The organism is Rhizobium leguminosarum (genome assembly GCF_001679785.1).
Classification (GTDB): Bacteria; Pseudomonadota; Alphaproteobacteria; order Rhizobiales; family Rhizobiaceae; genus Rhizobium; species Rhizobium leguminosarum_R.
The window spans coordinates 853,031-876,506 of sequence record NZ_CP016286.1; the positions used below are offsets into that span (position 1 = coordinate 853,031).

At 60.9% G+C, this 23,476-nt stretch carries 25 protein-coding genes and 3 tRNA genes; 25 read left to right on the forward strand and 3 right to left on the reverse strand.

All coding sequences use genetic code 11. The features are described from left to right. Window positions 1-56: 56 nt before the first annotated feature. Window positions 57-662 carry a class I SAM-dependent methyltransferase gene (locus tag BA011_RS04390; RefSeq protein WP_011651366.1) on the reverse strand — a complete coding sequence of 202 codons (606 nt, stop codon included), beginning with the start codon at window positions 660-662 and terminating at the stop codon, window positions 57-59. A 164-nt stretch (window positions 663-826) separates the two neighbouring features. On the opposite strand from BA011_RS04390, the gene BA011_RS04395 reads away from it, so the two are divergent. Both BA011_RS04395 and BA011_RS04400 read left to right on the forward strand, forming a co-directional pair. Then, complete coding sequence (locus BA011_RS04395) at window positions 827-1,180, forward strand: hypothetical protein (RefSeq protein ID WP_065279568.1); 354 nt, start codon at window positions 827-829, stop codon at window positions 1,178-1,180. Between the two features lie 141 nt (window positions 1,181-1,321). Continuing rightward, a complete protein-coding gene (locus BA011_RS04400; RefSeq protein ID WP_065279569.1) occupies window positions 1,322-1,870 on the forward strand; it encodes a glutathione peroxidase in 549 nt (182 codons plus the stop codon). Between the two features lie 50 nt (window positions 1,871-1,920). On the opposite strand, the gene BA011_RS04405 is transcribed toward BA011_RS04400, so the two are convergent. Together BA011_RS04405 and BA011_RS04410 are read right to left on the reverse strand one after the other, a co-directional pair. Then, window positions 1,921-2,319 carry a hypothetical protein gene (locus BA011_RS04405; RefSeq protein ID WP_065279570.1) on the reverse strand — a complete coding sequence of 133 codons (399 nt, stop codon included), beginning with the start codon at window positions 2,317-2,319 and terminating at the stop codon, window positions 1,921-1,923. A gap of 100 nt (window positions 2,320-2,419) precedes the next feature. Further along, a tRNA-Val gene (locus BA011_RS04410) sits at window positions 2,420-2,495 on the reverse strand. A 404-nt stretch (window positions 2,496-2,899) separates the two neighbouring features. Between BA011_RS04410 and BA011_RS04415 the strand changes: the two genes are divergently transcribed. The 23 genes from BA011_RS04415 (at window position 2,900) to BA011_RS04525 (ending at window position 23,410) form a co-directional block, all read left to right on the forward strand. Next, a tRNA-Asp gene (locus BA011_RS04415) sits at window positions 2,900-2,976 on the forward strand. Window positions 2,977-3,060: 84 nt separating this feature from the next. Beyond that, window positions 3,061-3,137: transfer RNA gene (locus BA011_RS04420), tRNA-Asp, on the forward strand. 246 nt (window positions 3,138-3,383) lie between these two features. Further along, on the forward strand, window positions 3,384-3,749 hold the full coding sequence (locus BA011_RS04425) for an NADH-quinone oxidoreductase subunit A (RefSeq protein WP_010055493.1): 366 nt from the start codon (window positions 3,384-3,386) through the stop codon (window positions 3,747-3,749). Beyond that, entirely contained in the window at window positions 3,740-4,324 is a 585-nt protein-coding gene (locus BA011_RS04430; RefSeq protein WP_065279571.1) for a NuoB/complex I 20 kDa subunit family protein, read from the forward strand. Before BA011_RS04425 ends, BA011_RS04430 begins: the two co-directional genes overlap by 10 nt. Window positions 4,325-4,342: 18 nt before the next feature. Continuing rightward, window positions 4,343-4,945 (forward strand): NADH-quinone oxidoreductase subunit C, encoded by a 603-nt coding sequence (locus BA011_RS04435; RefSeq protein WP_065279572.1) that lies wholly within the window; start codon window positions 4,343-4,345, stop codon window positions 4,943-4,945. 84 nt (window positions 4,946-5,029) lie between these two features. Continuing rightward, a complete protein-coding gene (locus BA011_RS04440) occupies window positions 5,030-5,353 on the forward strand; it encodes a four helix bundle protein (protein WP_065279573.1) in 324 nt (107 codons plus the stop codon). A gap of 79 nt (window positions 5,354-5,432) precedes the next feature. Further along, on the forward strand, window positions 5,433-6,623 hold the full coding sequence (locus tag BA011_RS04445) for an NADH-quinone oxidoreductase subunit D (RefSeq protein WP_012756960.1): 1,191 nt from the start codon (window positions 5,433-5,435) through the stop codon (window positions 6,621-6,623). Further along, window positions 6,623-6,895, forward strand: coding sequence for a hypothetical protein (locus BA011_RS04450; protein ID WP_065279574.1), 273 nt, complete (start codon window positions 6,623-6,625; stop codon window positions 6,893-6,895). Before BA011_RS04445 ends, BA011_RS04450 begins: the two co-directional genes overlap by 1 nt. 16 nt (window positions 6,896-6,911) lie before the next feature. After that, the gene (locus tag BA011_RS04455; RefSeq protein ID WP_065279575.1) at window positions 6,912-8,078 is read left to right on the forward strand and encodes an NADH-quinone oxidoreductase subunit E; all 1,167 of its coding nucleotides are present in this window, start codon (window positions 6,912-6,914) and stop codon (window positions 8,076-8,078) included. A gap of 10 nt (window positions 8,079-8,088) precedes the next feature. Further along, window positions 8,089-9,393 carry an NADH-quinone oxidoreductase subunit NuoF gene (gene nuoF / locus BA011_RS04460; RefSeq protein WP_003547378.1) on the forward strand — a complete coding sequence of 435 codons (1,305 nt, stop codon included), beginning with the start codon at window positions 8,089-8,091 and terminating at the stop codon, window positions 9,391-9,393. A gap of 2 nt (window positions 9,394-9,395) precedes the next feature. Then, window positions 9,396-10,112 carry a 5' DNA nuclease gene (locus tag BA011_RS04465; RefSeq protein ID WP_065279576.1) on the forward strand — a complete coding sequence of 239 codons (717 nt, stop codon included), beginning with the start codon at window positions 9,396-9,398 and terminating at the stop codon, window positions 10,110-10,112. Between the two features lie 218 nt (window positions 10,113-10,330). Further along, a complete protein-coding gene (gene nuoG / locus BA011_RS04470; protein WP_065279577.1) occupies window positions 10,331-12,412 on the forward strand; it encodes an NADH-quinone oxidoreductase subunit NuoG in 2,082 nt (693 codons plus the stop codon). Between the two features lie 12 nt (window positions 12,413-12,424). Further along, window positions 12,425-13,468 carry an NADH-quinone oxidoreductase subunit NuoH gene (gene nuoH / locus BA011_RS04475; RefSeq protein ID WP_017959942.1) on the forward strand — a complete coding sequence of 348 codons (1,044 nt, stop codon included), beginning with the start codon at window positions 12,425-12,427 and terminating at the stop codon, window positions 13,466-13,468. Window positions 13,469-13,508: 40 nt separating this feature from the next. Next, window positions 13,509-14,000, forward strand: a complete 492-nt coding sequence (gene nuoI, locus BA011_RS04480) for an NADH-quinone oxidoreductase subunit NuoI (RefSeq protein WP_017959943.1) — start codon at window positions 13,509-13,511, stop codon at window positions 13,998-14,000. A gap of 144 nt (window positions 14,001-14,144) precedes the next feature. Next, window positions 14,145-14,759, forward strand: coding sequence for an NADH-quinone oxidoreductase subunit J (locus BA011_RS04485; protein WP_003547387.1), 615 nt, complete (start codon window positions 14,145-14,147; stop codon window positions 14,757-14,759). 23 nt (window positions 14,760-14,782) lie between these two features. After that, window positions 14,783-15,091 carry an NADH-quinone oxidoreductase subunit NuoK gene (nuoK, locus tag BA011_RS04490; RefSeq protein WP_003547388.1) on the forward strand — a complete coding sequence of 103 codons (309 nt, stop codon included), beginning with the start codon at window positions 14,783-14,785 and terminating at the stop codon, window positions 15,089-15,091. A gap of 7 nt (window positions 15,092-15,098) precedes the next feature. After that, the gene (nuoL, locus tag BA011_RS04495; protein WP_065279578.1) at window positions 15,099-17,099 is read left to right on the forward strand and encodes an NADH-quinone oxidoreductase subunit L; all 2,001 of its coding nucleotides are present in this window, start codon (window positions 15,099-15,101) and stop codon (window positions 17,097-17,099) included. Beyond that, window positions 17,099-18,610, forward strand: coding sequence for an NADH-quinone oxidoreductase subunit M (locus tag BA011_RS04500; RefSeq protein ID WP_065279579.1), 1,512 nt, complete (start codon window positions 17,099-17,101; stop codon window positions 18,608-18,610). The genes nuoL and BA011_RS04500 overlap by 1 nt, the downstream gene beginning before the upstream one ends. 18 nt (window positions 18,611-18,628) lie before the next feature. After that, on the forward strand, window positions 18,629-20,074 hold the full coding sequence (nuoN, locus tag BA011_RS04505) for an NADH-quinone oxidoreductase subunit NuoN (RefSeq protein ID WP_003547394.1): 1,446 nt from the start codon (window positions 18,629-18,631) through the stop codon (window positions 20,072-20,074). Next, window positions 20,074-20,838 (forward strand): biotin--[acetyl-CoA-carboxylase] ligase, encoded by a 765-nt coding sequence (locus BA011_RS04510; protein ID WP_065279580.1) that lies wholly within the window; start codon window positions 20,074-20,076, stop codon window positions 20,836-20,838. Before nuoN ends, BA011_RS04510 begins: the two co-directional genes overlap by 1 nt. A gap of 17 nt (window positions 20,839-20,855) precedes the next feature. Continuing rightward, window positions 20,856-22,526, forward strand: coding sequence for a ribonuclease J (locus BA011_RS04515; protein WP_065279581.1), 1,671 nt, complete (start codon window positions 20,856-20,858; stop codon window positions 22,524-22,526). A 2-nt stretch (window positions 22,527-22,528) separates the two neighbouring features. Beyond that, window positions 22,529-22,933 carry a methylmalonyl-CoA epimerase gene (gene mce / locus BA011_RS04520; protein ID WP_065279582.1) on the forward strand — a complete coding sequence of 135 codons (405 nt, stop codon included), beginning with the start codon at window positions 22,529-22,531 and terminating at the stop codon, window positions 22,931-22,933. Window positions 22,934-23,134: 201 nt separating this feature from the next. Continuing rightward, window positions 23,135-23,410 (forward strand): DUF1467 family protein, encoded by a 276-nt coding sequence (locus BA011_RS04525; RefSeq protein ID WP_003547401.1) that lies wholly within the window; start codon window positions 23,135-23,137, stop codon window positions 23,408-23,410. The last annotated feature ends 66 nt before the right edge of the window (window positions 23,411-23,476 follow it).

Below are 23,476 nucleotides of genomic sequence, written 5' to 3' on the forward strand. Positions count from 1 at the left end.
CAAAGACCTAAAGCGTGTGAAGCGAATCTGAAAGATCGCGCCGCGCTTTAGACTGATCAGAGCCGCTTTAGGCAATAGGAAAAATGCGCGTGTGATTCGACCGTCAGGAACTCGAATTGCCAGCCGTAATCCTTGCAGAATTTGGTAACCGCCTCGACGACGCCGTAGACGATCGGCTTGACCGTATTGCCGGTGCAGAAATCATGCCCGGCAATACGCCCCGTCCGCTTCACCTTTTTTTCGCAGAGCAGGAGTTCCTGCCAGGTGAGCTCGAAGGAATGATCGGTATCGATATAGGCCCAGTCGAGGAAATCGTCCTCGAATTCGGCAAGCTTCTCGAGCGATGTGCCCTGCATCAGGTGCAGCCGGCCGGCCTCGATCTCGGCCGCGAAATTCGTGTGGATCGAGTCGAGCCCGGAACTGTAGCGATCCATCGACCAGGGATCGATGAGGTAGAGCTGTGCCGGTCGGTTCTTTTCCAGGATCTCCGCCGTATATTCGCCAAAGGCCGCTCCCACCTCGACGCCGATGCCGCCGTTCGGAATCCGGTAGAGCAGCTCGCCGCGATCCGGCAGCAGCCGGGCGTTTTCCATATGATGGGCGCTGAGCGGGGTGCGCGGCATGCTCGCCCGGAGCGCCTGCCTTTCTTCACGTGTCTTCATCTTGATCTCGGGATTGCGGGCGACTGACGGCCCTGATGCGGTTTGACGGGAAGGTAGGAGCAGCCGGCACCGATGACAACCGCATGACAGGAATTTGCTTCTTTCGAACAAACCGCTAAGTTCCATCTGTGAACTGACGAAAAAGCCTCGGGAGGAGCGATTTCATGAGACGCATGTGGCCTGAAGAATTCAACGCCATCATCAGCGGAGCTGAGGAGGTGGTGTTGGAAACACCAGCCGAGGCCGGCGAAGCGCCGCTGCAGCGCAAGGCGCTGAAGGCGCGAATCACCATGCAGGATTACGAGCGGATCTGGCCGCTCGCCGAGATGCGCTTCCGGCTTGGCGAAAGAGATGGCAAGGCCATTACGCTGATCACCACCAACCCCCACTATCATCCCTGGCATCCGAAGGACGGCGGTAGCGTCGATTCCGTGTCGGACAGTGGCCGCCATTACAAGACGGATTATCTCGTCGTGCACTTCCTGCTCGACGACGTCAGGGAAACTTCGCCAGCCTGATATCTCTGCCCATAGAGCCGGCGCCGGCCGCAAGGCCGGGCTGGCAGCCGGAGTGACGCCGAGTTGATCCCGTCGCTGATGACAACGGCTGCGATATCGCTAAGTTGAGCGAAGGACAGATTGCTGAAATTGGAGGTTCCCGTGACGGGCAATGTGCTGGATATCCCGGTCAAGACTGTGGATGGTCGTCAAATGACGCTCAACGAATACAAGGGCAGGGTGATTCTGATCGTTAACGTCGCCTCGAAATGCGGGCTAACCCCGCAGTATGACGGGCTGGAAAAGCTCTATGGGGAAAAGCGCGAGCGCGGCTTCGTCATCGCCGCCTTTCCCGCAAACGACTTCAAGGGCCAGGAGCCCGGCACCGACGCCGAGATCCTCGATTTCTGCACCAGCACCTACGACGTCACCTTCCCGATCTTCTCGAAGATCTCGGTCAAGGGCGAGGCCCAGCACCCGCTTTACCGGCAGCTGACCAAGTCGGGTGTCGCGACGACGGGTGACGGACCAATGCGCGAACGCCTGAAATCCCATGGCATGACAGGCGGCGATGAGGACGATATCCTCTGGAATTTCGAAAAATTCCTGATCGGCCGCGACGGCAAAGTCGTCGCCCGATTCGCGCCCGATGTGACGGCCGACGATTCGCGGCTGGTTTCGGCGGTGGAGAAGGAATTGGCGAAGGCATGAATTGGAGGGTATGCGCGCGGCAAGGCATGCCCATCACCCCAAACACATGGTCACATCTGTGTCAGAGAAAATGAGAAGGCGCATCGGGCGCCGCTCATAAACGAAACGCGGTTTTGGAAAAACGAAAACGTATATTCATCGCCGCTTTGACCGCTGTCTTTGAAAGATGCGGGGAATCGGCTGATTGTGCTTAAGACGCCGCGCTGGCTGGTTTTCTTGATTTCCAGGCTGCAGGCTGAATTGTCCGCATCGACCGAAAAATTAATCGGCAGATCTGACGGCATTCTCAGGAGATAGGTCCTGGCTTCACGCGCCGGGGTTTCCCCCGAGGTCGTCATCGTCTGGTCCCCGGCAGACAGGAACACCTCTTGCGCCGGCTCTCTGGCAATGCACGGCGGCGCAGCCACGCCTGCGAGAAGCAGCGTAGAGATGATGGCAACGGTTTTCATGAGGTGTCTCCTGACAAAACACCTTGCGCAGATACTGGCCGGATTAGCGAGCTAATTCGGAAGCCTAATCTGATGAACAAGCAGCAGGAATGTTTGGAAATGGTGGGCGATGACGGACTCGAACCGCCGACATCCTCGGTGTAAACGAGGCGCTCTACCAACTGAGCTAATCGCCCATCGCAAACGAAGCCGGATCGGCCTGTCGCGTTGGTGGCCGTGATCTATGCGGATCGCGGCAAAACCGCAAGAGTGTTTGTGAAGATTTTTTGATTTTTTTGGTGGTGGTCCCGTGTCTGGCAATGCCGCTCAGGCCCGGCGCGGGTGTAAAAAAGTGAGGGGCGGGCGGCGGGCATGTCCGTTTCGAAGGCACTGTGTCGGCACCTGAGCATCGCCGCGGAAGACGGAAGTGCCGGCTTTTGTTCGTCTTGCACCCGACCCACCGAAACAATTCGCGGACTGTCATGGTTTTGTCTCCAAACCTGCTTGACACTAAAAGGCGAACCCCGTAGTTAGCCGCTCATCGAAACGGGCAGCCGTTTTGGAGAGGGTGCGAAGGCATCCGGACTGCTTGAAATGAATTGCGGGTGTAGCTCAGTTGGTTAGAGTGCCGGCCTGTCACGCCGGAGGTCGCGGGTTCGAGCCCCGTCACTCGCGCCATTTCAAGTCTTGTAAAACGCAAATGCGATTTGTCGTTTGTCCGGTTCTCTTTATCCTCGCGGCCGCAAAATGGCCGATCAATGCGCGGGTGTAGCTCAGTCGGTTAGAGTGCCGGCCTGTCACGCCGGAGGTCGCGGGTTCGAGCCCCGTCACTCGCGCCATTTCTTCCGAAAGCTATGCAGTTTCCAATGGTCAGGCATGCAGGTTCAAACGGCTTGCACGGATTTGTCGCGACATCGTTGCATCTGCTTGATAATGTCCGCGCGACACGCGTCGAATTGCCTCTGTAAAAGTCTTGCGCCGGGGCCTCGGCTGCGCTAACCACGGCTTGTTGCAACGCACGTTCGCTTGCCGGGCATTTGCCCAAATGCGCCGCCTGGCGTCACCGGCAAGCAGGGATGAACATGATGACTGAACTGCTCAGTTCTTATATTCCGATCGCTATCTTCATTGCTATTGCGCTCGTTATCGGCCTGGCGCTGCTCATTGCGCCGTTCGCCGTGGCTTTCAAAGCGCCCGATTCGGAAAAGCTCTCGGCTTACGAATGCGGCTTCAACGCTTTCGACGACGCCCGCATGAAGTTCGACATCCGCTTCTACCTCGTGTCGATCCTCTTCATCATCTTCGACCTCGAAGTCGCCTTCCTCTTCCCCTGGGCCGTCTCCTTCGGCGCCATTGGCTGGTTCGGCTTCTGGTCCATGATGGTCTTCCTTCTCGTGCTGACCATCGGCTTTATCTATGAATGGAAGAAGGGAGCCCTGGAATGGGAGTAGCCCCTGTGAGCAATCAGCCGCTTGTTGCCCAGCAGCCGAAGGGGATTATCGATCCCTCGACCGGCAAGCCGGTCGGCAGCAACGACCCATTTTTCGGCGAGATCAACAATGAGCTTGCCGACAAGGGTTTCCTCGTCACCTCGACCGATGATCTGATCAACTGGGCCCGCACGGGCTCGCTGATGTGGATGACCTTCGGTCTTGCCTGCTGCGCCGTCGAAATGATGCAGCTGTCCATGCCGCGTTACGACGTCGAGCGCTTCGGTTTTGCGCCGCGCGCTTCGCCGCGCCAGTCCGACGTGATGATCGTCGCCGGCACGCTGACCAACAAGATGGCGCCGGCGCTGCGCAAGGTCTACGACCAGATGCCCGAGCCGCGCTACGTCATCTCGATGGGCTCCTGCGCCAATGGCGGCGGCTATTATCACTATTCCTATTCGGTGGTGCGCGGCTGCGACCGCATCGTGCCGATCGACATCTACGTGCCGGGCTGTCCCCCCACGGCAGAGGCGCTGCTTTACGGCGTGCTTCTGCTGCAGAAGAAGATCCGGCGTACCGGCACGATCGAACGCTAAGGGTTAAGGACAAGGCATATGAGTGAAGCCCTGACTGAGCTTGCGTCCTACCTTGGCGAAGCGCGCGGCAACCTGATCGCCGCATCGCAGATCAAGTATGGCGAACTGACGCTGACGACGACGGGTGAAAACCTGGTCGCGCTTCTGACCTTCCTGCGCGACGATGCCAAATGCGGTTTCGTCAACCTGATCGATATTTGCGGAGTCGACTGGCCGCAGCGCGAGCTGCGTTTCGATGTCGTCTACCACTTGCTGTCGCCGAAGAAGAACCTGCGCATCCGCATCAAGGTCGCGACCGACGAGGATACGCCGGTTCCGTCGGCCTGCCCCGTCTATCCCGGCGCCGACTGGTTCGAGCGCGAGACCTGGGACATGTACGGCGTGCTCTTCACCGGCCATCCGGACCTGCGCCGCATCCTGACCGACTACGGCTTCGAAGGCCACCCTCTGCGCAAGGACTTCCCGACCACCGGTTTCGTCGAGGTTCGCTACGACGACGCGGCAAAGCGCGTCGTCTACGAGCCGGTCGAGCTGAAGCAGGAATTCCGCAACTTCGACTTTATGTCGCCTTGGGAAGGCACGGAGTATGTGCTGCCTGGGGATGAAAAGGCGAAGCCATAACGGCGAATAGTGAGTAGCGAATAGCGAATAGTTGGAAGGGGCGGGCAGACGATAAACTCCTACAAGGATCTTAAGGTCTGGCAGATGGCGATCGATCTCGCGGTGGATTGCTATCAACTGACCAGAAAATTTCCCAGGGAGGAGGTTTACGGTCTGACGGCTCAGATACGCAGGGCGGCGACTTCAATCGCAGCCAATATTGCTGAAGGACACGGACGTGAAGTCACGGGAAGTTTCATTCAGTTTCTGCGTATCTCTCAAGGTTCGTTGAAGGAATTGGAAACGGATATGCTCATTTCTCATCGCATCGGCCTGATCGACGAGAGTGAGTTCAGGCAGATGACCGGAAAGTGCGACGAGATCGGACGAATGATTCGAGCGCTAATACGGAGTCTCCAGGAGAAATGATGAGACCGAACGAAACTATTCGCTATTCGCCATTCGCTATTCGCCTGATTGGCAACGCGTTTGGCATGGAGCACGCAGCATGACCGAACATAACGTCCGCAACTTCAACATCAACTTCGGACCGCAGCATCCGGCGGCGCACGGCGTTCTTCGTCTTGTCCTGGAGCTTGACGGCGAAATTGTGGAGCGTGTCGATCCGCATATCGGCCTTTTGCATCGCGGCACCGAGAAGCTGATCGAGACCAAGACGTATCTTCAGGCCGTGCCCTATTTCGATCGCCTCGACTACGTCGCGCCGATGAACCAGGAGCATGCCTATGCGATGGCCGTCGAAAAGCTGCTCGGCATCGAGATCCCGATTCGTGGCCAGCTGATCCGCGTTCTCTATTCGGAAATCGGCCGCATCCTTTCGCACCTCCTGAACGTCACGACGCAGGCCATGGACGTCGGCGCGCTGACGCCGCCGCTCTGGGGCTTCGAAGAGCGTGAAAAGCTGATGGTGTTCTACGAGCGCGCCAGCGGCTCACGCATGCATGCCGCTTATATCCGTCCGGGCGGCGTCCACCAGGATCTGCCCGAACAGCTCGTGCAGGATATCGGCGCCTGGTGCGACCCGTTCCTGAAGGCGCTCGACGACATCGACAACCTGTTGACCGGCAACCGCATCTTCAAGCAGCGCAACGTCGATATCGGCGTCGTCTCGCTGGAGGAATGCTGGGCTTGGGGCTTTTCCGGCGTCATGGTGCGTGGTTCGGGTGCGGCCTGGGATCTGCGTCGCGCCCAGCCCTATGAATGTTATTCCGATCTCGAATTCGACATCCCGATCGGCAAGAATGGCGACAACTACGACCGTTATCTGATCCGTATGATCGAGATGCGCGAATCGGTCCGCATCATGAAGCAATGCGTCAACCGCCTGCTCTCGGATGCCAGGACCGGTCCTTTCTCGTCGATCGACGGCAAGGTCGTGCCGCCGAAGCGCGGCGAGATGAAGCGCTCGATGGAAGCGCTGATCCACCACTTCAAGCTCTATACCGAAGGCTACCATGTGCCGGCCGGCGAGGTTTACGCCGCCGTCGAGGCGCCGAAGGGCGAATTCGGCGTCTATCTCGTCTCCGACGGCACCAATAAGCCCTATCGCTGCAAGATCCGCGCCCCCGGTTATGCCCATCTGCAGGCGATGGACTTCATGTGCCGCGGCCATCAGCTTGCCGACGTCGCGGCCGTCCTCGGCTCGCTCGACATCGTCTTCGGCGAGGTGGATCGCTGATGCAGCTTATGCCGCTGGCCGTCGTTATCCTTCTTTCGGCGTCCGGGGTTTCGGCTCAGGAGTCCGATAGCCTCGGCACGCCGCTCGGCCATAAGGAAGAGACGCCGCCGGCGCAGCAATCGTCCATGGGTGAGCTTTTGTCCAAGGGCTATCAGATTAAGGCTGCCATTCCGAACGGCAGCAAATTCGTAGTGTTTATGCAAAAAGACCAGTCGGCCTATGCCTGCGAAATGCAGTCTTTGACCGCTTCGCGGTGTGGAACCCTAAACTGACAAGGCGTGAGAAAGAATGTCCGTTCGTCGATTAGCCGAAGATCAATTCCAGCCTGCCGCATTCGCCTTCAGCGATGAGAATGCGGTCTGGGCGGACAAGACGATCCAGAAATACCCCGCCGGCCGCCAGCAATCGGCCGTCATCCCGCTGTTGATGCGGGCGCAGGAGCAGGACGGCTGGGTCACGCGCGCGGCGATCGAAAAGATCGCCGACATGCTTGATATGGCCTATATCCGCGTGCTTGAGGTCGCGACCTTCTATACGCAGTTCCAGCTGCATCCGGTCGGCACCCGCGCCCATGTCCAGGTCTGCGGCACCACGCCCTGCATGCTGCGCGGCTCGGAAGCGCTGATGTCGGTCTGCAAGAGCAAGATCCATGCCCATGCCTTCGAGCGCAATGCCGAAGGCACGCTGTCCTGGGAAGAGGTCGAATGTCTCGGGGCCTGCGTCAATGCGCCGATGGTGATGATCGGCAAGGACACTTATGAGGACCTGACGCCCGCGCGTCTCGAAGAGATCATCGACGTCTTTGCCGCCGGCAATGGCGCCAGCATCAAGCCCGGCACCCAGATCGACCGGGTGTTTTCGGCGCCTGAAGGCGGCCTGACCTCGCTGACGACCGAAGAGCCGAAGGCAAGGGCGCGCGCCAAGAAGGCCGATGCCGAAACCGTATCGGCTCCGGTCGATGCTGCCCCGGTTCCGCCCTCCGAGGCCGCCCGCCCGAAGAGCACCGATGCCGAGACCAATGCGGCGCTGAAGACGCCGGCAACGGCGCCCAAGGCGGCTGCGAAAAACGCAAAGGCAGCCGAGCAGCAGCCGATATCAGGCACTGCGGCGGCCGAACCGGCGCCGAAAGCTGCCGTCAAGGCCGAGGCTGCCTCAGCGGCAAAGCCTGCTCTGACCGACAAGAACCGTCCGTCCGGCATCGAAAAGCCCGCCGCACCGGATGATCTGAAGATGATCTCGGGTGTCGGCCCGAAAATCGAGGCGACGTTGAACGAAATCGGTATCTTCACCTTCGCGCAGGTCGCGGGCTGGAAGAAGGCCGAACGCGAATGGGTCGACGGCTATTTGAATTTCCGCGGCCGCATCGAGCGCGATGACTGGGTCAAGCAGGCCAAGGCGCTCGCCAAGGGCGGGGAAGCGGAATATATCAAGGTCTTCGGCAAGAAGCCGCGGTAAGAGGTGAAGCATGTTACAAGATAAAGACCGCATCTTTACCAACATCTACGGCCTCAAGGACAAGTCCCTGAAGGGCGCGATGAGCCGCGGCCACTGGGACGGCACCAAGCAGATCCTCGAAAAGGGCCGTGACTGGATCATCAACGAGATGAAGGCGTCTGGCCTTCGCGGCCGCGGCGGCGCCGGCTTCCCGACAGGCCTCAAATGGTCCTTCATGCCGAAGGAAAGCGACGGCCGACCGCATTACCTCGTCGTCAACGCCGACGAATCGGAGCCCGGCACCTGCAAGGACCGCGACATCATGCGCCACGATCCGCATACGCTGATCGAAGGCTGTGTCATCGCGAGCTTCGCCATGGGCGCCAATGCCGCCTACATTTATGTGCGCGGCGAATATATCCGCGAGCGTGAGGCGCTGCAGGCGGCGATCGACGAATGCTATGATTATGGCCTGCTCGGCAAGAACAACAAGCTCGGCTGGGACATGGACATCTTCGTCCATCACGGCGCCGGCGCCTATATCTGCGGCGAGGAAACCGCGCTGCTTGAAAGCCTCGAAGGCAAGAAGGGCCAGCCGCGTCTGAAGCCGCCGTTCCCGGCCAATATGGGCCTCTACGGCTGCCCGACGACGGTCAATAACGTCGAATCGATCGCTGTTGCGCCGACGATCCTGCGCCGCGGCGCCGGCTGGTTCTCGGCCATCGGCCGTCCGAACAATGTCGGCACCAAGCTGTTCATGCTCTCCGGCCACGTCAACAAGCCGTGCACGGTCGAAGAAGAAATGGGCATCACCTTCCGCGAACTGGTCGACCGCCATGCCGGCGGCATCCGCGGCGGCTGGGACAACCTGCTTGCCGTCATTCCGGGCGGGGCATCCTGCCCGATCGTTCCGGCCAAGGACATCATCGATTGCCCGATGGATTTCGACGGCCTGCGCGGCGTCGGCTCTTCCTTCGGTACGGCGGCCGCGATCGTCATGGACAAGTCCACCGACGTCATCAAGGCGATCGCCCGTATCTCCGCCTTCTTCAAGCATGAGAGCTGCGGCCAGTGCACGCCCTGCCGCGAAGGCACGGGCTGGATGTGGCGCGTGATGGAGCGCATGGCCAAGGGCAATGCTCAGAAGCGCGAAATCGACATGCTGTTCCAGGTGACGAAGCAGATCGAAGGCCACACCATCTGCGCGCTCGGCGACGCCGCCGCATGGCCGGTGCAGGGTCTGATCCGTAACTTCCGTCCCGAGATCGAAAAGCGCATCGACCAGTATACGGCGAGCGCGCTTGATCACGGCGCGGTTCTGGAGGCGGCTGAATAATCATGGTGGACAATGCATCCAAGGGTAGGAAAAACGAAGAAGCCGCCGATTTCGCGGCGGGTTTCGGCCGTCTTGCTGCCGAGATGCTGGAAAATGCCCGGGCGATGCCGGTGCATCCGCTGATGGCGCATCCCGCTGCAGCCTTTGCCGCCGCAACGGCGATCGGCTTCGGTTTCTCGACCCAGATGGCAGGCGCCTTCTTCGGGGCCTTCCAGAGCGCCCTGGAAACCACCAGCAAGGTCGCGGCCGCCCTCGATGACACGCCGCCGGACGAACTGAAGCCCGATGTCGATATCCGGCCGGAGAATATTCGCCCGGTCGTGAAGGCGTTCACCAAGCCACCGGCCGCGCAGAAGGCAGGACCGAAACTGACGGTTGTCAAGCCGGTCGGCGAGCCGACGCCAGTAAGCCAGGCGAAGCCAGCCAGCCAGGCGAAGCCAGCCCGCCAAGCGAAGGCCAGCGAGCCAAAGCCGGCCGTGAAGGCAAAACCGGTTGCGCGGGGGAAGACCGACGACCTCAAGCTGATCGCCGGCATCGGCCCGAAGCTGGAGCAGGTACTGAACGCCAAGGGCATTCGCAGCTTCGCCGAGATCGCTGCCTGGACCGACGAGGAAATCGCCCGGCTCGACGCCGAGCTCGGCTTTAACGGCCGCATCGGCCGTGACGATTGGACCGGCCAGGCGAAAGTTCTGGCAGGACGGGGCCGTAGAAAGAAATGAACTGTCCGGCCGTGTCAATCGGCCGGAAAGATGGGCAGGTCGGCGGACGGGCGGGGGCCTCAGGATGCCGGTGCGGGTTCCGGATCTGGGACGCGCGACAGAGAATTTGGGCGACATCAGATGTCGGCAGGACGAAAGATCCGGCTTGGCAATGAGAGTGCTGCAAAAATAGGTTTGTTTGCCGTCATCAGGCAAACGGGAAACAGGACTGAGCGACGATGGCAAAACTGAAGATTGACGGCAACGAGATCGAAGTTCCGGATCATTACACGCTATTGCAGGCGTGCGAGGATGCCGGTGCCGAGGTTCCGCGCTTCTGCTTCCATGAGCGCTTGTCGGTTGCCGGCAATTGCCGCATGTGCCTTGTCGAGGTGAAGGGCGGCCCGCCGAAGCCGCAGGCTTCCTGCGCCATGAGCGTGCGCGATATCCGCGGTGGCCCGAACGGCGAACTGCCTGAGGTCTTCACCAACACCCCGATGGTCAAGAAGGCCCGCGAAGGTGTGATGGAATTCCTGCTGATCAACCATCCGCTCGATTGCCCGATCTGCGACCAGGGCGGCGAATGCGACCTGCAGGACCAGGCGATGGCCTTTGGCATCGACACCTCGCGCTATCAGGAAGACAAGCGCGCCGTCGAGGACAAGTATATCGGCCCGCTCGTCAAGACGGTGATGAACCGCTGCATCCACTGCACGCGCTGCGTCCGCTTCACCACCGAGGTCGCCGGAATTTCCGAACTCGGCCTGATCGGCCGCGGCGAGGATGCCGAGATCACCACCTATCTCGAGCAGGCGATGACCTCCGAGCTGCAGGGCAACGTCGTTGACCTTTGCCCGGTCGGCGCGCTGACCTCGAAGCCCTTCGCCTTCACCGCGCGCCCGTGGGAATTGAACAAGACTGAATCGATCGACGTCATGGATGCCGTCGGTTCGGCGATCCGCGTCGACACCCGCGGCCGTGAGGTCATGCGCATCCTGCCGCGCGTCAATGAGGCGATCAACGAGGAGTGGATCTCCGACAAGAGCCGCTTCATCTGGGACGGCCTGAAGACCCAGCGCCTCGACCGGCCTTATGTCCGCCGCGACGGCCGCCTGCAGCCCGCCACCTGGGCCGAAGCCTTCGGCGCCATCAAGGCCGCCGTCGGCGCCACCTCGGGCGACAAGATCGGCGCTGTCGCCGGCGACCTCGCTTCCGTCGAGGAAATGTATGCACTCTCCGAACTGGTGAAATCGCTGGGGTCGGTCAATCTCGACTGTCGCCAGGATGGGGCGGCACTCGATCCGTCGCTCGGCCGTGCAAGCTATCTCTTCAACCCGACCATATCGGGCATCGACCAGGCCGACGCGCTGTTGATCATCGGCGCCAATCCGCGCTTCGAAGCAGCCATCCTCAACGCCCGCATCCGCAAGCGCTGGCGCCGCGGCAAGTTCCCGATCGGCGTGATCGGCGAGCCGGGTGAACTGCGCTACAGCTATGATTACCTCGGCGGCGGTCCGGACACGCTGAAGGATCTGATCGACGGTACCCACGCCTTCGCGGATGTGCTGAAGAATGCCGCCAAGCCGATGATCATCATCGGCCAGGGCGCGCTCTCGCGCACCGACGGCGCCGGCGTTCTCGCCAGTGCTGCCCAACTTGCCGGCTCGGTCGGCGCGGTTGCCGAAGGCTGGAACGGTTTTGCCGTCCTCCATACCGCAGCGTCGCGCGTCGGCGGCCTCGACCTCGGCTTCGTGCCGGGCGCCAAGGGCGTCAATGCCGCCGAGATGCTGGCGGCGATGGACGTGCTCTTCCTGCTCGGTGCAGACGAACTCGACTTCACTGCCAAGAAGGCCAAGCTCACCGTCTATATCGGCTCGCACGGCGATAACGGCGCGCATCATGCCGATGTCATCCTGCCGGCCGCAGCCTATACCGAAAAGTCCGGCACCTGGGTCAATACCGAAGGCCGCGTTCAGATGGGCAACCGCGCAGGCTTTGCGCCGGGTGACGCCCGCGAGGACTGGGCGATCATCCGTGCGCTTTCCGACGTGCTCGGCAAGAAGCTTCCCTTCGATTCGCTCAGCGAATTGCGTGTCCGGCTTTATGCCGCTTTCCCGCATTTCGCCGCCACCGACGAGATCGCTGAAGCCGATAGCGCCCAAATTGCCGCAGTTGCGAAAAAAGCCGGCAAGATGAACAAATCCGGGTTTGCGTCGCCGGTGAAAGACTTCTATTTGACGAACCCGATAGCGCGTGCCTCGGCTGTCATGGCGGAGTGCTCGGCATTGGCCCGCAACAACTTCAAAGTCGCGGCAGAGTAAGGGCAGGGGACTATGGATTCTTTCTTTTCAAGCTATGTCTTGCCGGCGATCATCATGGTCGGCCAGTCGCTGCTGCTTCTCGTCTGCCTGCTCGTCTTCATCGCCTACGTGCTGCTCGCCGACCGCAAGATCTGGGCGGCCGTGCAGCTGCGCCGCGGCCCGAACGTCGTCGGTCCCTTCGGCCTGTTCCAGTCCTTCGCCGATCTTTTGAAGTTCGTCTTCAAGGAGCCGATCATTCCGGCCGGCGCCAACAAGGCGGTCTTCCTGCTTGCCCCGTTGGTGACGGTCCTTCTGGCGCTGTCGACCTGGGCGGTGGTGCCGCTGGCAGACGGATGGGTGATCGCCAACATCAATGTCGGCATCCTCTATATTTTCGCGATCTCCTCGCTCGAGGTTTACGGCATCATCATGGGTGGCTGGGCTTCGAACTCGAAGTATCCGTTCCTCGGCGCGCTGCGCTCGGCGGCACAGATGGTGTCCTATGAAGTCTCGATCGGTTTCGTCATCGTCACGGTGCTTCTCTGTGTGGGTTCGCTGAACCTGACCGATATCGTCAATGCGCAGCATACCGGCCTCGGCACCATGCTCGGCCTGCCGGCGTCGTTCCTCGACTGGCACTGGCTGTCGCTCTTCCCGATGTTCATCATCTTCTTCATTTCGGCGCTCGCCGAAACGAACCGCCCGCCCTTCGACCTTCCGGAAGCCGAATCGGAACTCGTCGCCGGCTTCATGGTCGAATACGGCTCCTCGCCATACATGATGTTCATGCTCGGCGAATATGCGGCCGTCTGCCTGATGTGCGCGCTGACGACGATCCTCTTCCTCGGCGGCTGGCTGCCCCCGGTCGATATCTGGATCCTCAACTGGGTCCCAGGCATCATCTGGTTCACGCTGAAGGCCTGCCTGGTGTTCTTCATGTTCGCGATGGTCAAGGCCTTCGTTCCGCGCTACCGCTACGACCAGCTCATGCGCCTCGGCTGGAAGGTCTTCCTGCCCCTGTCGCTCGCCATGGTCGTCATCGTTGCATTCGTGCTGAAACTGATGGGTTGGGCATGATGCTGCCCGCTCTCGTTTTCGGCAAAATTGGAGGTTGAAGATGGCAAGCTTGTCCGGCTCCATCAACTCGCTGTTTCTCAAGGAATTCGTCGGCGCGTTCTTTCTGTCGATGCGCTATTTCTTCCGCCAGAAGGCGACGATCAACTATCCCTTCGAAAAGGGTCCTGTCTCCCCGCGTTTCCGCGGCGAGCATGCGCTGCGCCGTTATCCGAACGGCGAGGAACGCTGCATCGCCTGCAAGCTCTGCGAGGCGATCTGTCCTGCCCAGGCGATCACCATCGAGGCCGGGCCGCGCCGCAATGACGGCACGCGCCGCACGGTGCGCTACGACATCGACATGGTGAAGTGCATCTATTGTGGCTTCTGCCAGGAAGCCTGCCCGGTCGACGCGATCGTCGAAGGCCCGAATTTCGAATTTGCGACGGAAACCCGCGAAGAGCTCTACTTCGACAAGGCACGGCTTCTGGATAACGGAGACCGGTGGGAGCGCGAAATCGCCCGCAACATCGCGATCGACTCGCCGTACCGCTGATTGAGATTTTGAAATGCCGCGGTGGAGCGCTGTTGCTCCTGTCGCGGTCAACATGCACAGGAGCTTTTCCGGTTAACGCCAGGGAGAACTCCATCGGGCAGGGAAACTCCCGGCTGCCCGGGGGAAGATGAAAAAGGCACCAACATGGGTCTGCAGGCTCTATTTTTCTATCTTTTCGCCTTTGTCGCGGTGGCGTCGGCGTTCATGGTCATCTGGGCGAAGAACCCGGTTCACTCGGTTCTCTTCCTGATCCTGGTGTTCTTCAATGCGGCTGGCCTCTTCCTGCTGCTCGGTGCCGAATTCCTGGCGATGATCCTGCTTGTCGTCTATGTCGGCGCCGTCGCCGTCCTCTTCCTCTTCGTCGTGATGATGCTCGATATCGACTTCACCGAACTGAGGGCTGGCGTTCTCGAATATGCGCCGATCGGCGGGCTGATCGGGGTGATCCTCGCAGCCGAACTGATCGTCGTCATCGGCGGCAGCGTCATCTCGCCTGAGATCGCCAAATCAGTCGCCATGCCGATCCCGGCGCTGAGCGAGCGCACCAATACGGCCGCCCTCGGCGACGTGCTCTATACCAACTACGTCTATTTCTTCCAGATCGCCGGTCTGGTGCTCCTGGTCGCCATGATCGGCGCGATCGTGCTGACGTTGAGACACCGCACCAACATCAAGCGGCAGAATATTCCCAGGCAGGTTGCCCGCACGCCCGCCACCGCCGTCGAGGTGGTTTCGGTCAAGCCCGGGCAGGGCGTCTAAAGGCAGGTCAAGGAACAAAGAACATGGTCATCGGACTTTCCCACTACCTGACGGTCAGCGCCATCCTCTTCACGCTCGGCGTCTTCGGCATCTTCCTGAACCGGAAGAACGTCATCGTCATCTTGATGTCGATTGAACTGATCCTGCTTGCCGTCAACATCAACATGGTCGCCTTCTCCTCCTTCCTGAACGACATCGTCGGCCAGGTCTTCGCGCTGTTCATCCTGACGGTCGCGGCTGCCGAAGCGGCGATCGGTCTTGCAATTCTCGTTGTCTTCTACCGCAACCGCGGCTCGATCGCGGTCGAAGACGTCAATATGATGAAGGGCTGAGTGGCTCATGTTCCTCTATAAGGCTATCGTCTTTCTTCCCTTGATCGGTGCGATCGTCGCCGGCCTTTTCGGCCGCGCGATCGGCGCCAAGGCTTCGGAATATGTCACCAGCGGCCTGATGATCATCGCCGCCATCCTGTCCTGGGTCGTCTTCTTCACCGTCGGCATGGGCCATGCCGAAGGCGGCCCGATCAAGGTCGAGGTGCTGCGCTGGATCCAGTCCGGCGGCATCGACGTCTCATGGTCGCTGCGCATCGACACGCTGACCTCGGTCATGCTGATCGTCGTCAACACCGTCTCGACGCTGGTGCATGTCTATTCGATCGGCTACATGCACACTGATCCGCATCGTCCGCGCTTCTTCGCCTATCTCTCGCTCTTTACCTTCGCCATGCTGATGCTGGTGACCGCTGACAACCTCGCCCAGATGTTCTTCGGCTGGGAAGGTGTCGGTCTCGCTTCCTATTTGCTGATCGGCTTCTGGTTCAAGAAGCCGTCGGCGACGGCGGCGGCGATGAAAGCCTTCATCGTCAACCGTGTCGGCGACTTCGGCTTCGTGCTCGGCATTGCCGGCGTCTTCGTCCTCTTCGGCTCGATCAACCTCGATACCATCTTCGCCAATGCCTCGAATTTCGCCCCGCACGAAGGCGGCGGCGAGGCGGGCGGAGTGTTCCTCAACCTCTTCGGCATGCAGCTCGACAAGGCGCATGCGCTGACCGGCGTCTGCCTGCTGCTCTTCATGGGCGCAATGGGCAAGTCGGCACAGTTCCTGCTGCACACCTGGCTGCCGGATGCCATGGAAGGCCCGACCCCGGTCTCGGCCCTCATCCATGCCGCGACCATGGTCACCGCCGGCGTCTTCCTCGTCGCCCGCATGTCGCCGCTCTTCGAACTGTCGCCGGATGCGCTGGTCGTCGTCACCGTGATCGGTGCGATCACCGCCTTCTTCGCGGCCACCGTCGGCCTCGTGCAGAACGATATCAAGCGCGTCATCGCCTATTCCACCTGCTCGCAGCTCGGCTACATGTTCGTGGCGCTCGGGGTAGGGGCCTATGGCGCGGCGATCTTCCATCTCTTCACGCACGCCTTCTTCAAGGCGCTGCTCTTCCTCTGCGCCGGCTCGGTCATCCATGCCGTCGATGGCGAGCAGGACATGCGCTACATGGGCGGCCTGCGTCCGCACATTAAGTGGACGTTCCGTATGATGATTGTCGGAACGCTGGCAATCACCGGTGTCGGCATCCCCTTCACGCCGTTCGGCTTGGCCGGCTTCTTCTCCAAGGACGTGATCATCGAGGCGGCCTATGCATCGCATTCGCCGGTCTCGGGCTTTGCCTTCGCGCTGCTGGTCATCGCGGCTCTGTTCACCAGCTTCTATTCCTGGCGCCTGATCTTCATGACCTTCTTCGGCAAGCCGCGCGCCTCGCACGAGGTTATGCACCACGTTCACGAATCGCCGCAGGTCATGCTGGTGCCGCTCTACCTCCTCGCGATCGGAGCCGTTTTCGCCGGCTACTTCTTCGAAGGCCGGTTCTACGGCGAGGAGTATGCCGAGTTCTGGAAGGGTGCGCTCTTTACCGGCGCCGAGAACGAACTCGTCGAAGAGTTCCATCATGTTCCCGCACTTGTGGCTTTGAGCCCCTTCATCGCCATGGTGCTCGGCTTCGTCACCGCCTGGTACATGTATATCCGCTCGCCGCAGACGCCGCGTATCCTCGCCCAGCAGCACCGCGTGCTCTACCAGTTCCTGCTGAACAAGTGGTATTTCGACGAACTCTACGACTTCCTCTTCGTCCGCTCCGCCAAGGCGCTCGGCCGCTTCCTGTGGAAGAAGGGTGATGTCGGCGTCATCGACACCTACGGCCCGAACGGCGTCGCCGCTCGCGTCGTCGCCGTCACCGATCGCGTGGTTCGCCTGCAGACCGGTTACCTCTATCACTACGCCTTCGCCATGCTGATCGGCATCGCGGCGCTCGTTACCTGGATGATGCTCGGGAGTTCCTTCTGATGACCGATTGGCCTATTCTTTCAACGGTCACCTTCCTGCCGCTGGTCGGCGTGGTGCTCCTGCTGCTGATGAACGGCGAGAGCGAAACCGGCCGGAAGAACGTGCTGTGGATCTCGCTGATCACCACCGTCTTCACCTTCCTCGTCTCGCTCTTCATCTGGATCGGCTTCGACAATGCCAATCCCGGCTTCCAGATGGTCGAGAAGCATAATTGGCTCGGCACCGGCATCGGCTACCACGTCGGCGTCGACGGCATCTCGATGCTGTTCGTCATCCTGTCGACCTTTCTCATGCCCTTCTGTGTGCTGGCGAGCTGGCTCTCGATCGAGAAGCGCCTGAAGGAATACATGATCGCCTTCCTCATCCTCGAAACGATGATGATCGGCGTCTTCGTCTCGCTCGATATCGTGCTCTTCTACGTCTTCTTCGAGGCGGGCCTCATTCCGATGTTCCTGATCATCGGTGTCTGGGGCGGCAAGGACCGCGTTTATGCGAGCTACAAGTTCTTCCTCTACACGCTGCTCGGCTCGGTGCTGATGCTGCTCGCCATCATGGCGATGTACTGGCAGGCCGGCACGACTGATATCACTGCGCTGCTCGCCTACAAGTTCCCGCCGGCGCTGCAGACCTGGTTGTGGCTTGCCTTCTTCGCCTCCTTCGCGGTGAAGATGCCGATGTGGCCCGTCCATACCTGGCTTCCCGATGCCCACGTTCAGGCGCCGACGGCTGGCTCGGTGATCCTGGCGGGCGTGCTTTTGAAGCTCGGCGGCTACGGTCTCATCCGTTTCTCGCTCGGCATGTTCCCGGTCGCGTCCGATTATTTCGCGCCGCTCGTCTTCGCCATGTCCGTCATCGCCATCATCTACACCTCTCTGGTGGCGATGATGCAGGACGATATCAAGAAGCTGATCGCCTATTCCTCCGTGGCGCACATGGGCTACGTGACCATGGGCATCTTTGCCGCCAACATGCAGGGCGTCCAGGGCTCGATCTTTCAGATGCTCTCGCACGGCATCGTCTCCGGCGCGCTCTTCCTCTGCGTCGGCGTCGTCTACGACCGTACCCACACCCGCGAGATCAACGCCTATGGCGGCCTAGTCAACAACATGCCGAAATATGCCGTGGCGATGATGGTCTTCACCATGGCCAATGTCGGGCTTCCCGGCACGTCGGGTTTCGTCGGCGAATTCCTGACGCTGATCGGTGTCTTCCGGGTCAACACCTGGGTGGCGCTCTTTGCCGCCACCGGCGTCATCCTCTCGGCCGCCTACGCGCTCTGGCTTTATCGCCGGGTGATCTTCGGCGCGCTGGAGAAGGAAAAGCTGAAGGCGCTGCTCGATCTTTCCAGACGCGAGCAGCTGATCCTCTACCCGCTGGTCGCGCTGACGATCTTCTTCGGCGTTTACCCGGCCCCAGTCTTCGATGCGACGGCTGCCTCGGTGGATCTGCTGGTCAACAACTACACGGCCGCCGTGCACGCAGCGCAGAATGTTGCGCTGTCTATGAAATGATGACGGGACTTATTGGACATGACCGCTGAAACAATTCTCCTCAGTCTGCATCTTTCCGCGCCGGAGCTCATCCTCGCGGTCGGCGCCCTTGTCCTGTTGATGGTCGGCGTCTTCTCCGGCGAGCGGTCGGGCCTCCTCGTCACCGGCCTCGCCATCGTCCTGCTCCTGGCCTCGGGCCTCTGGCTGCTTTTCGTGCCCGCAGAAGGCCTTGCCTATGGCGGGGTCTACATGGCGGACGGCTTCTCGCGCTTCATGAAGCTGGTGGCGCTGATCGGTTCGCTGGTCGCCATATTCATGTCGATCGGCCACGCCCGAGAAAATCAGCTAGACAAGTTCGAGTTCCCGGTTCTCCTGGTACTTGCGACCCTCGGCATCCTGCTGATGATCTCGGCCAACGACCTGATCTCGCTCTATCTGGCGCTGGAGCTGCAATCACTGGCGCTCTACGTCGTCGCCGCGATCAACCGCGACAGCCTGAAGTCGACTGAAGCCGGCCTGAAATATTTCGTCCTAGGCGCGCTTTCCTCCGGCATGCTGCTCTATGGCATGTCGCTGGTCTACGGCTTCACCGGCCACACCCACTTCTCCGAAATCGCCCAGGCGCTGTCCGTCGAGGGCGCGCGTTCGCTCGGCTTGATCTTCGGCTTGGTCTTCATCCTCGCCGGCATCGCCTTCAAGATCTCGGCCGTTCCCTTCCACATGTGGACGCCGGATGTTTATGAAGGCGCGCCGACACCGGTCACCGCCTTCCTGGCCGCAGCACCCAAGGTTGCCGCCATGGCGATGATGACCCGCATCGTCATCACCGCTTTCCAGCCGGTTCTGGCGGACTGGCAGCAGGTCGTCGTCTTCATCTCGATCGCCTCGATGCTGCTCGGCTCGTTTGCCGCGATCGGCCAGAAGAATATCAAGCGGCTGATGGCCTATTCCTCGATCGGCCACATGGGTTATGCCTTGGTTGGTCTTGCCGCTGGCAACCAGACCGGCGTCACCGGCGTCATGCTTTACATGGTCATCTACATGGTCATGACGCTCGGGACCTTTGCGATCATCATGTCGATGCGCCGCAAGGACGGCACCGTCGTCGAGAATGTCGACGATCTCGCCGGCCTCTCCACAACCAACCCGTTCATGGCCGTGGTGCTGACGGCGCTGATGTTCTCGCTTGCCGGCATCCCGCCGCTCGCCGGCTTCTTCGCGAAGTACTTCGTCTTCGTCGCCGCCATCGAAGCCAAGCTCTATGCGCTCGCCATCATCGGTGTTCTCGCCTCCGTCGTCGGCGCCTACTACTATCTGCGTGTCATCAAGCTGATGTGGTTCGATGAGGCGACCGGCGAATTCGCCCGTGTCTCCGGAGCGCTGCGTCTGGTCTTCGGCCTCTCCGGTCTCTTCGTCACCGCCTATGTCCTCATCGGCGGCCCGATCGGCGGTGCGGCAGAGCTTGCCGCCGCGACGCTCTTTTGATGGCTTCCGACGGACGGCGCCGGATATCGCTCGGCGATTTCAGGCACGAGGCTCTGTCGGAAACATCGTCTACCAACAGCGAGTGCCTCGCCCGGGCTCGGGCGGGCGATGGCGGCAATTTGTGGGTGACCGCCGAGAGGCAGACGGGCGGCCGCGGCCGCCGCGGCAGGCTCTGGGTTTCCGAGCGCGGCAATCTCTACGCTTCTCTTCTTCTGATCGACCCGGCGCCGATGGAGCGCCTTGGTTCTCTGCCGCTGGCGATCGCCGTTGCCGCGCATCAGGCGATCCGCAGGGTGCTGCCGCTGGGCGCCGAGCCGCTCGAGGTCAAATGGCCGAACGATATCCTCATCGGTCGAAAGAAGACCTGCGGCATTCTCGTCGAAGGCGAGGGGCTGCCGGACGGCCGTTACGCGCTGATCGTCGGCATCGGCATTAATATCTCGGTCATGCCGGACAATCCGCTCTACCCCGTCACCTGCCTGCGTCAGCAGGGAAGTGCGGCGTCGCCGGAGGAACTCTTCGCGCATCTCTTCGCCGCCACGGCGGAAGTGCTTGAAATATGGGACAAGGGCCGCGGCATCGGCGAGATCACGGCGCTTTGGCGCGCGATCGCCTGCGGCATCGGCGAAAAGATTACGGTGAATTTGCCGGACCGATCGATTTCCGGACAATTCGCCGGAATTGATGATAATGGCTTGTTGATGCTCGATACCGGCGCTGGCAGGATAATGCCCATTGCTGCCGGTGATGTGTTTTTTGGATAGCGGAAAAAACAAAAATTATGGCGAAACAGGACGAACTGGTATTCCTGCCTCTGGGCGGTGTCGGTGAGATTGGCATGAATCTCGCTCTCTATGGCTACGGCCCGCCCGAGCATCGCCAGTGGATCATGGTCGATTGTGGCGTCACTTTTCCGGGGCCTGACCTGCCGGGTGTCGACCTCGTATTGCCCGATATCCGCTTCCTCGCCAGCGAACGAAAGAACCTCAAGGCGATTATCATCACCCATGCGCATGAAGACCATTATGGTGCGCTCGCCGACCTCTGGCCCGGCCTCAACGTGCCGGTCTATGCCTCTGGTTTTACCGCCGGTCTGTTGGAAGCCAAGCGCAATTTCGAGAAGGCTAAGATCGGCGAAGTGCCGGTGACGCCGTTCAAGGCCGGCGATACGATCAATGTCGGCCCCTTCAGCATCGAAGGCGTCGCCGTCAACCATTCGATCCCCGAGCCGATGTCGCTGATGATCCGCACGCCGGTCGGCAATGTCATCCATACCGGTGACTGGAAGATCGACCACGAGCCTTCGCTCGGGCCCCTGACCGACGAGACGCGTTTCCGCCAGCTCGGCGACGAGGGCGTGCTGGCGCTGATGTGCGACTCCACCAATGCACTGCGCGACGGCGTCTCGCCCTCCGAGAAGGATGTGTCCGAAAGCCTGCGCAAGATCATCGAGGATGCCGAGGGCAGGGTGGCGATCACCACCTTCTCGTCGAATGTCGGGCGTATCCGCACCGTAGCCGAGGCGGCCGAGGCGGCAGGCCGCGAAGTGCTGTTGCTCGGCAGTTCACTGAAGCGCGTCGTCGACGTTGCCCAGGATATCGGCCTGATGGAAGGCGTGAAGCCCTTCATCTCGGAGGATGAATACGGCTACATCCCGCGCGACAAGGTCGTCGTCATCCTCACCGGCAGCCAGGGTGAGGCGCGGGCAGCCCTTGCCAAGCTCTCGCGCGACGAGATGCGCAATGTGGCCTTTGCGGCGGGCGATATCGTCGTCTTTTCCTCGCGCGCCATTCCCGGCAACGAGAAGGCGATCCAGGACATCAAGAACGGCCTCGTCGAGCAGGGTGTGCACATCATTACGGATACCGAGGCGTTGGTCCACGTTTCCGGCCATCCGCGCCGCAACGAGCTGCAGCGGATGTATGAGTGGACGCGGCCGAAGATCGTCGTGCCGGTGCATGGCGAGGCGATACATCTGACGGCCCACAAGGAGCTTGCCGAGCAATCCGGCATTGCGCTGGTGCCGCGGGTGCGCAACGGCGACATCCTGCGGCTGGCGCCCGGTCCCGTCGAGGTGATCGGCGAGGCGCCGCATGGCCGCATCTACAAGGACGGCACGCTGATCGGCGATTTCGACGAGATGGGTATCGGCGAGCGCAAGAAGCTCTCCTATGTCGGCCATGTCGCTGTTAACGTCGTGCTCGACGCCCGCTATGACATCGTCGGCGAACCCGACCTCATTTCACTCGGCCTGCCGACCTACGATGACGAGGGCGAGGATATGGAGGATACGCTCTTCGACGCGGCGGTCAGCGCCATCGAAAGCATTCCGCGCGCCCGCCGCAAGGATATCGACATGCTGCAGGAGGCCGTGCGCCGCGCCATCCGCTCGGCCGCGAACAACACCTGGGGCAAGAAACCTCTTGTCACCGCCTTCGTCACCAAGGTCTGACCATGCTCGGCCGGGTCAACCATATCGCCATCGCCGTGCCGGATCTGGCTGCGGCGACGGCGGCCTATCGCGATACGCTGGGTGCTGCCGTATCGCAGCCGCAGGCTCTGCCGGAACACGGCGTCACCGTGGTTTTCGTCGAATTGCCGAACACCAAGGTCGAATTGCTGCAGCCGCTCGGGGCTACCTCGCCGATCGCAGCCTTCCTTCAAAAGAATCCGTCCGGCGGCATGCATCACATCTGCTACGAGGTGGACGATATCCTTCTCGCCCGTGACCGGCTGGTCGAGGCGGGCGCAAGGGTGCTTGGCGATGGGCAGCCGAAGACCGGCGCGCATGGCAAGCCGGTGCTCTTTCTGCACCCCAAGGATTTCTTCGGCACGCTGATCGAACTCGAACAGGCCTGAGCCCTGCTGCGGCAGAGTGACCCGAAGACGGCCAAACCTTTCGTTCGCTTTTGGTCGCCACTCCGCCGTATAAGGACGCGATATTACAGCGCCGCGTGTCTTTAAGACGCGCAAAGGACGCTGTAACAATTTAAATTGCTGCATTCCTTAAATCGATTCCGATTTAAGGAATGCAGCAGCGCGACACCAACGAGAACCAGAATGCTCCAGATCTTTCTTCAGGGATTTGCCGTCTACTTCATCATCTGGTGGATGACGCTTTTCGCCGTCCTGCCGATCGGCCTGCGCACCCAGGCGGATGACAACGACGTCGTGCTCGGCACCGTTCCAAGCGCGCCCACCCGGTTTCGCGCCGCTTTCGTGTTTTCGCTGACGACGCTGATTTCGGCTCTGGTCTACGGCCTCTGGTACGTCTGCGACACCTATTTCGGCTGGGGCTTCGACGCCCTGCCGCAACTCGGCCCCAGCTTCTATTGAGTGTGGCTTTTGCTCAAACTTTGAGCAGATGTAAACCTATTGAAAGCGAACTTCGTCATACCAGCG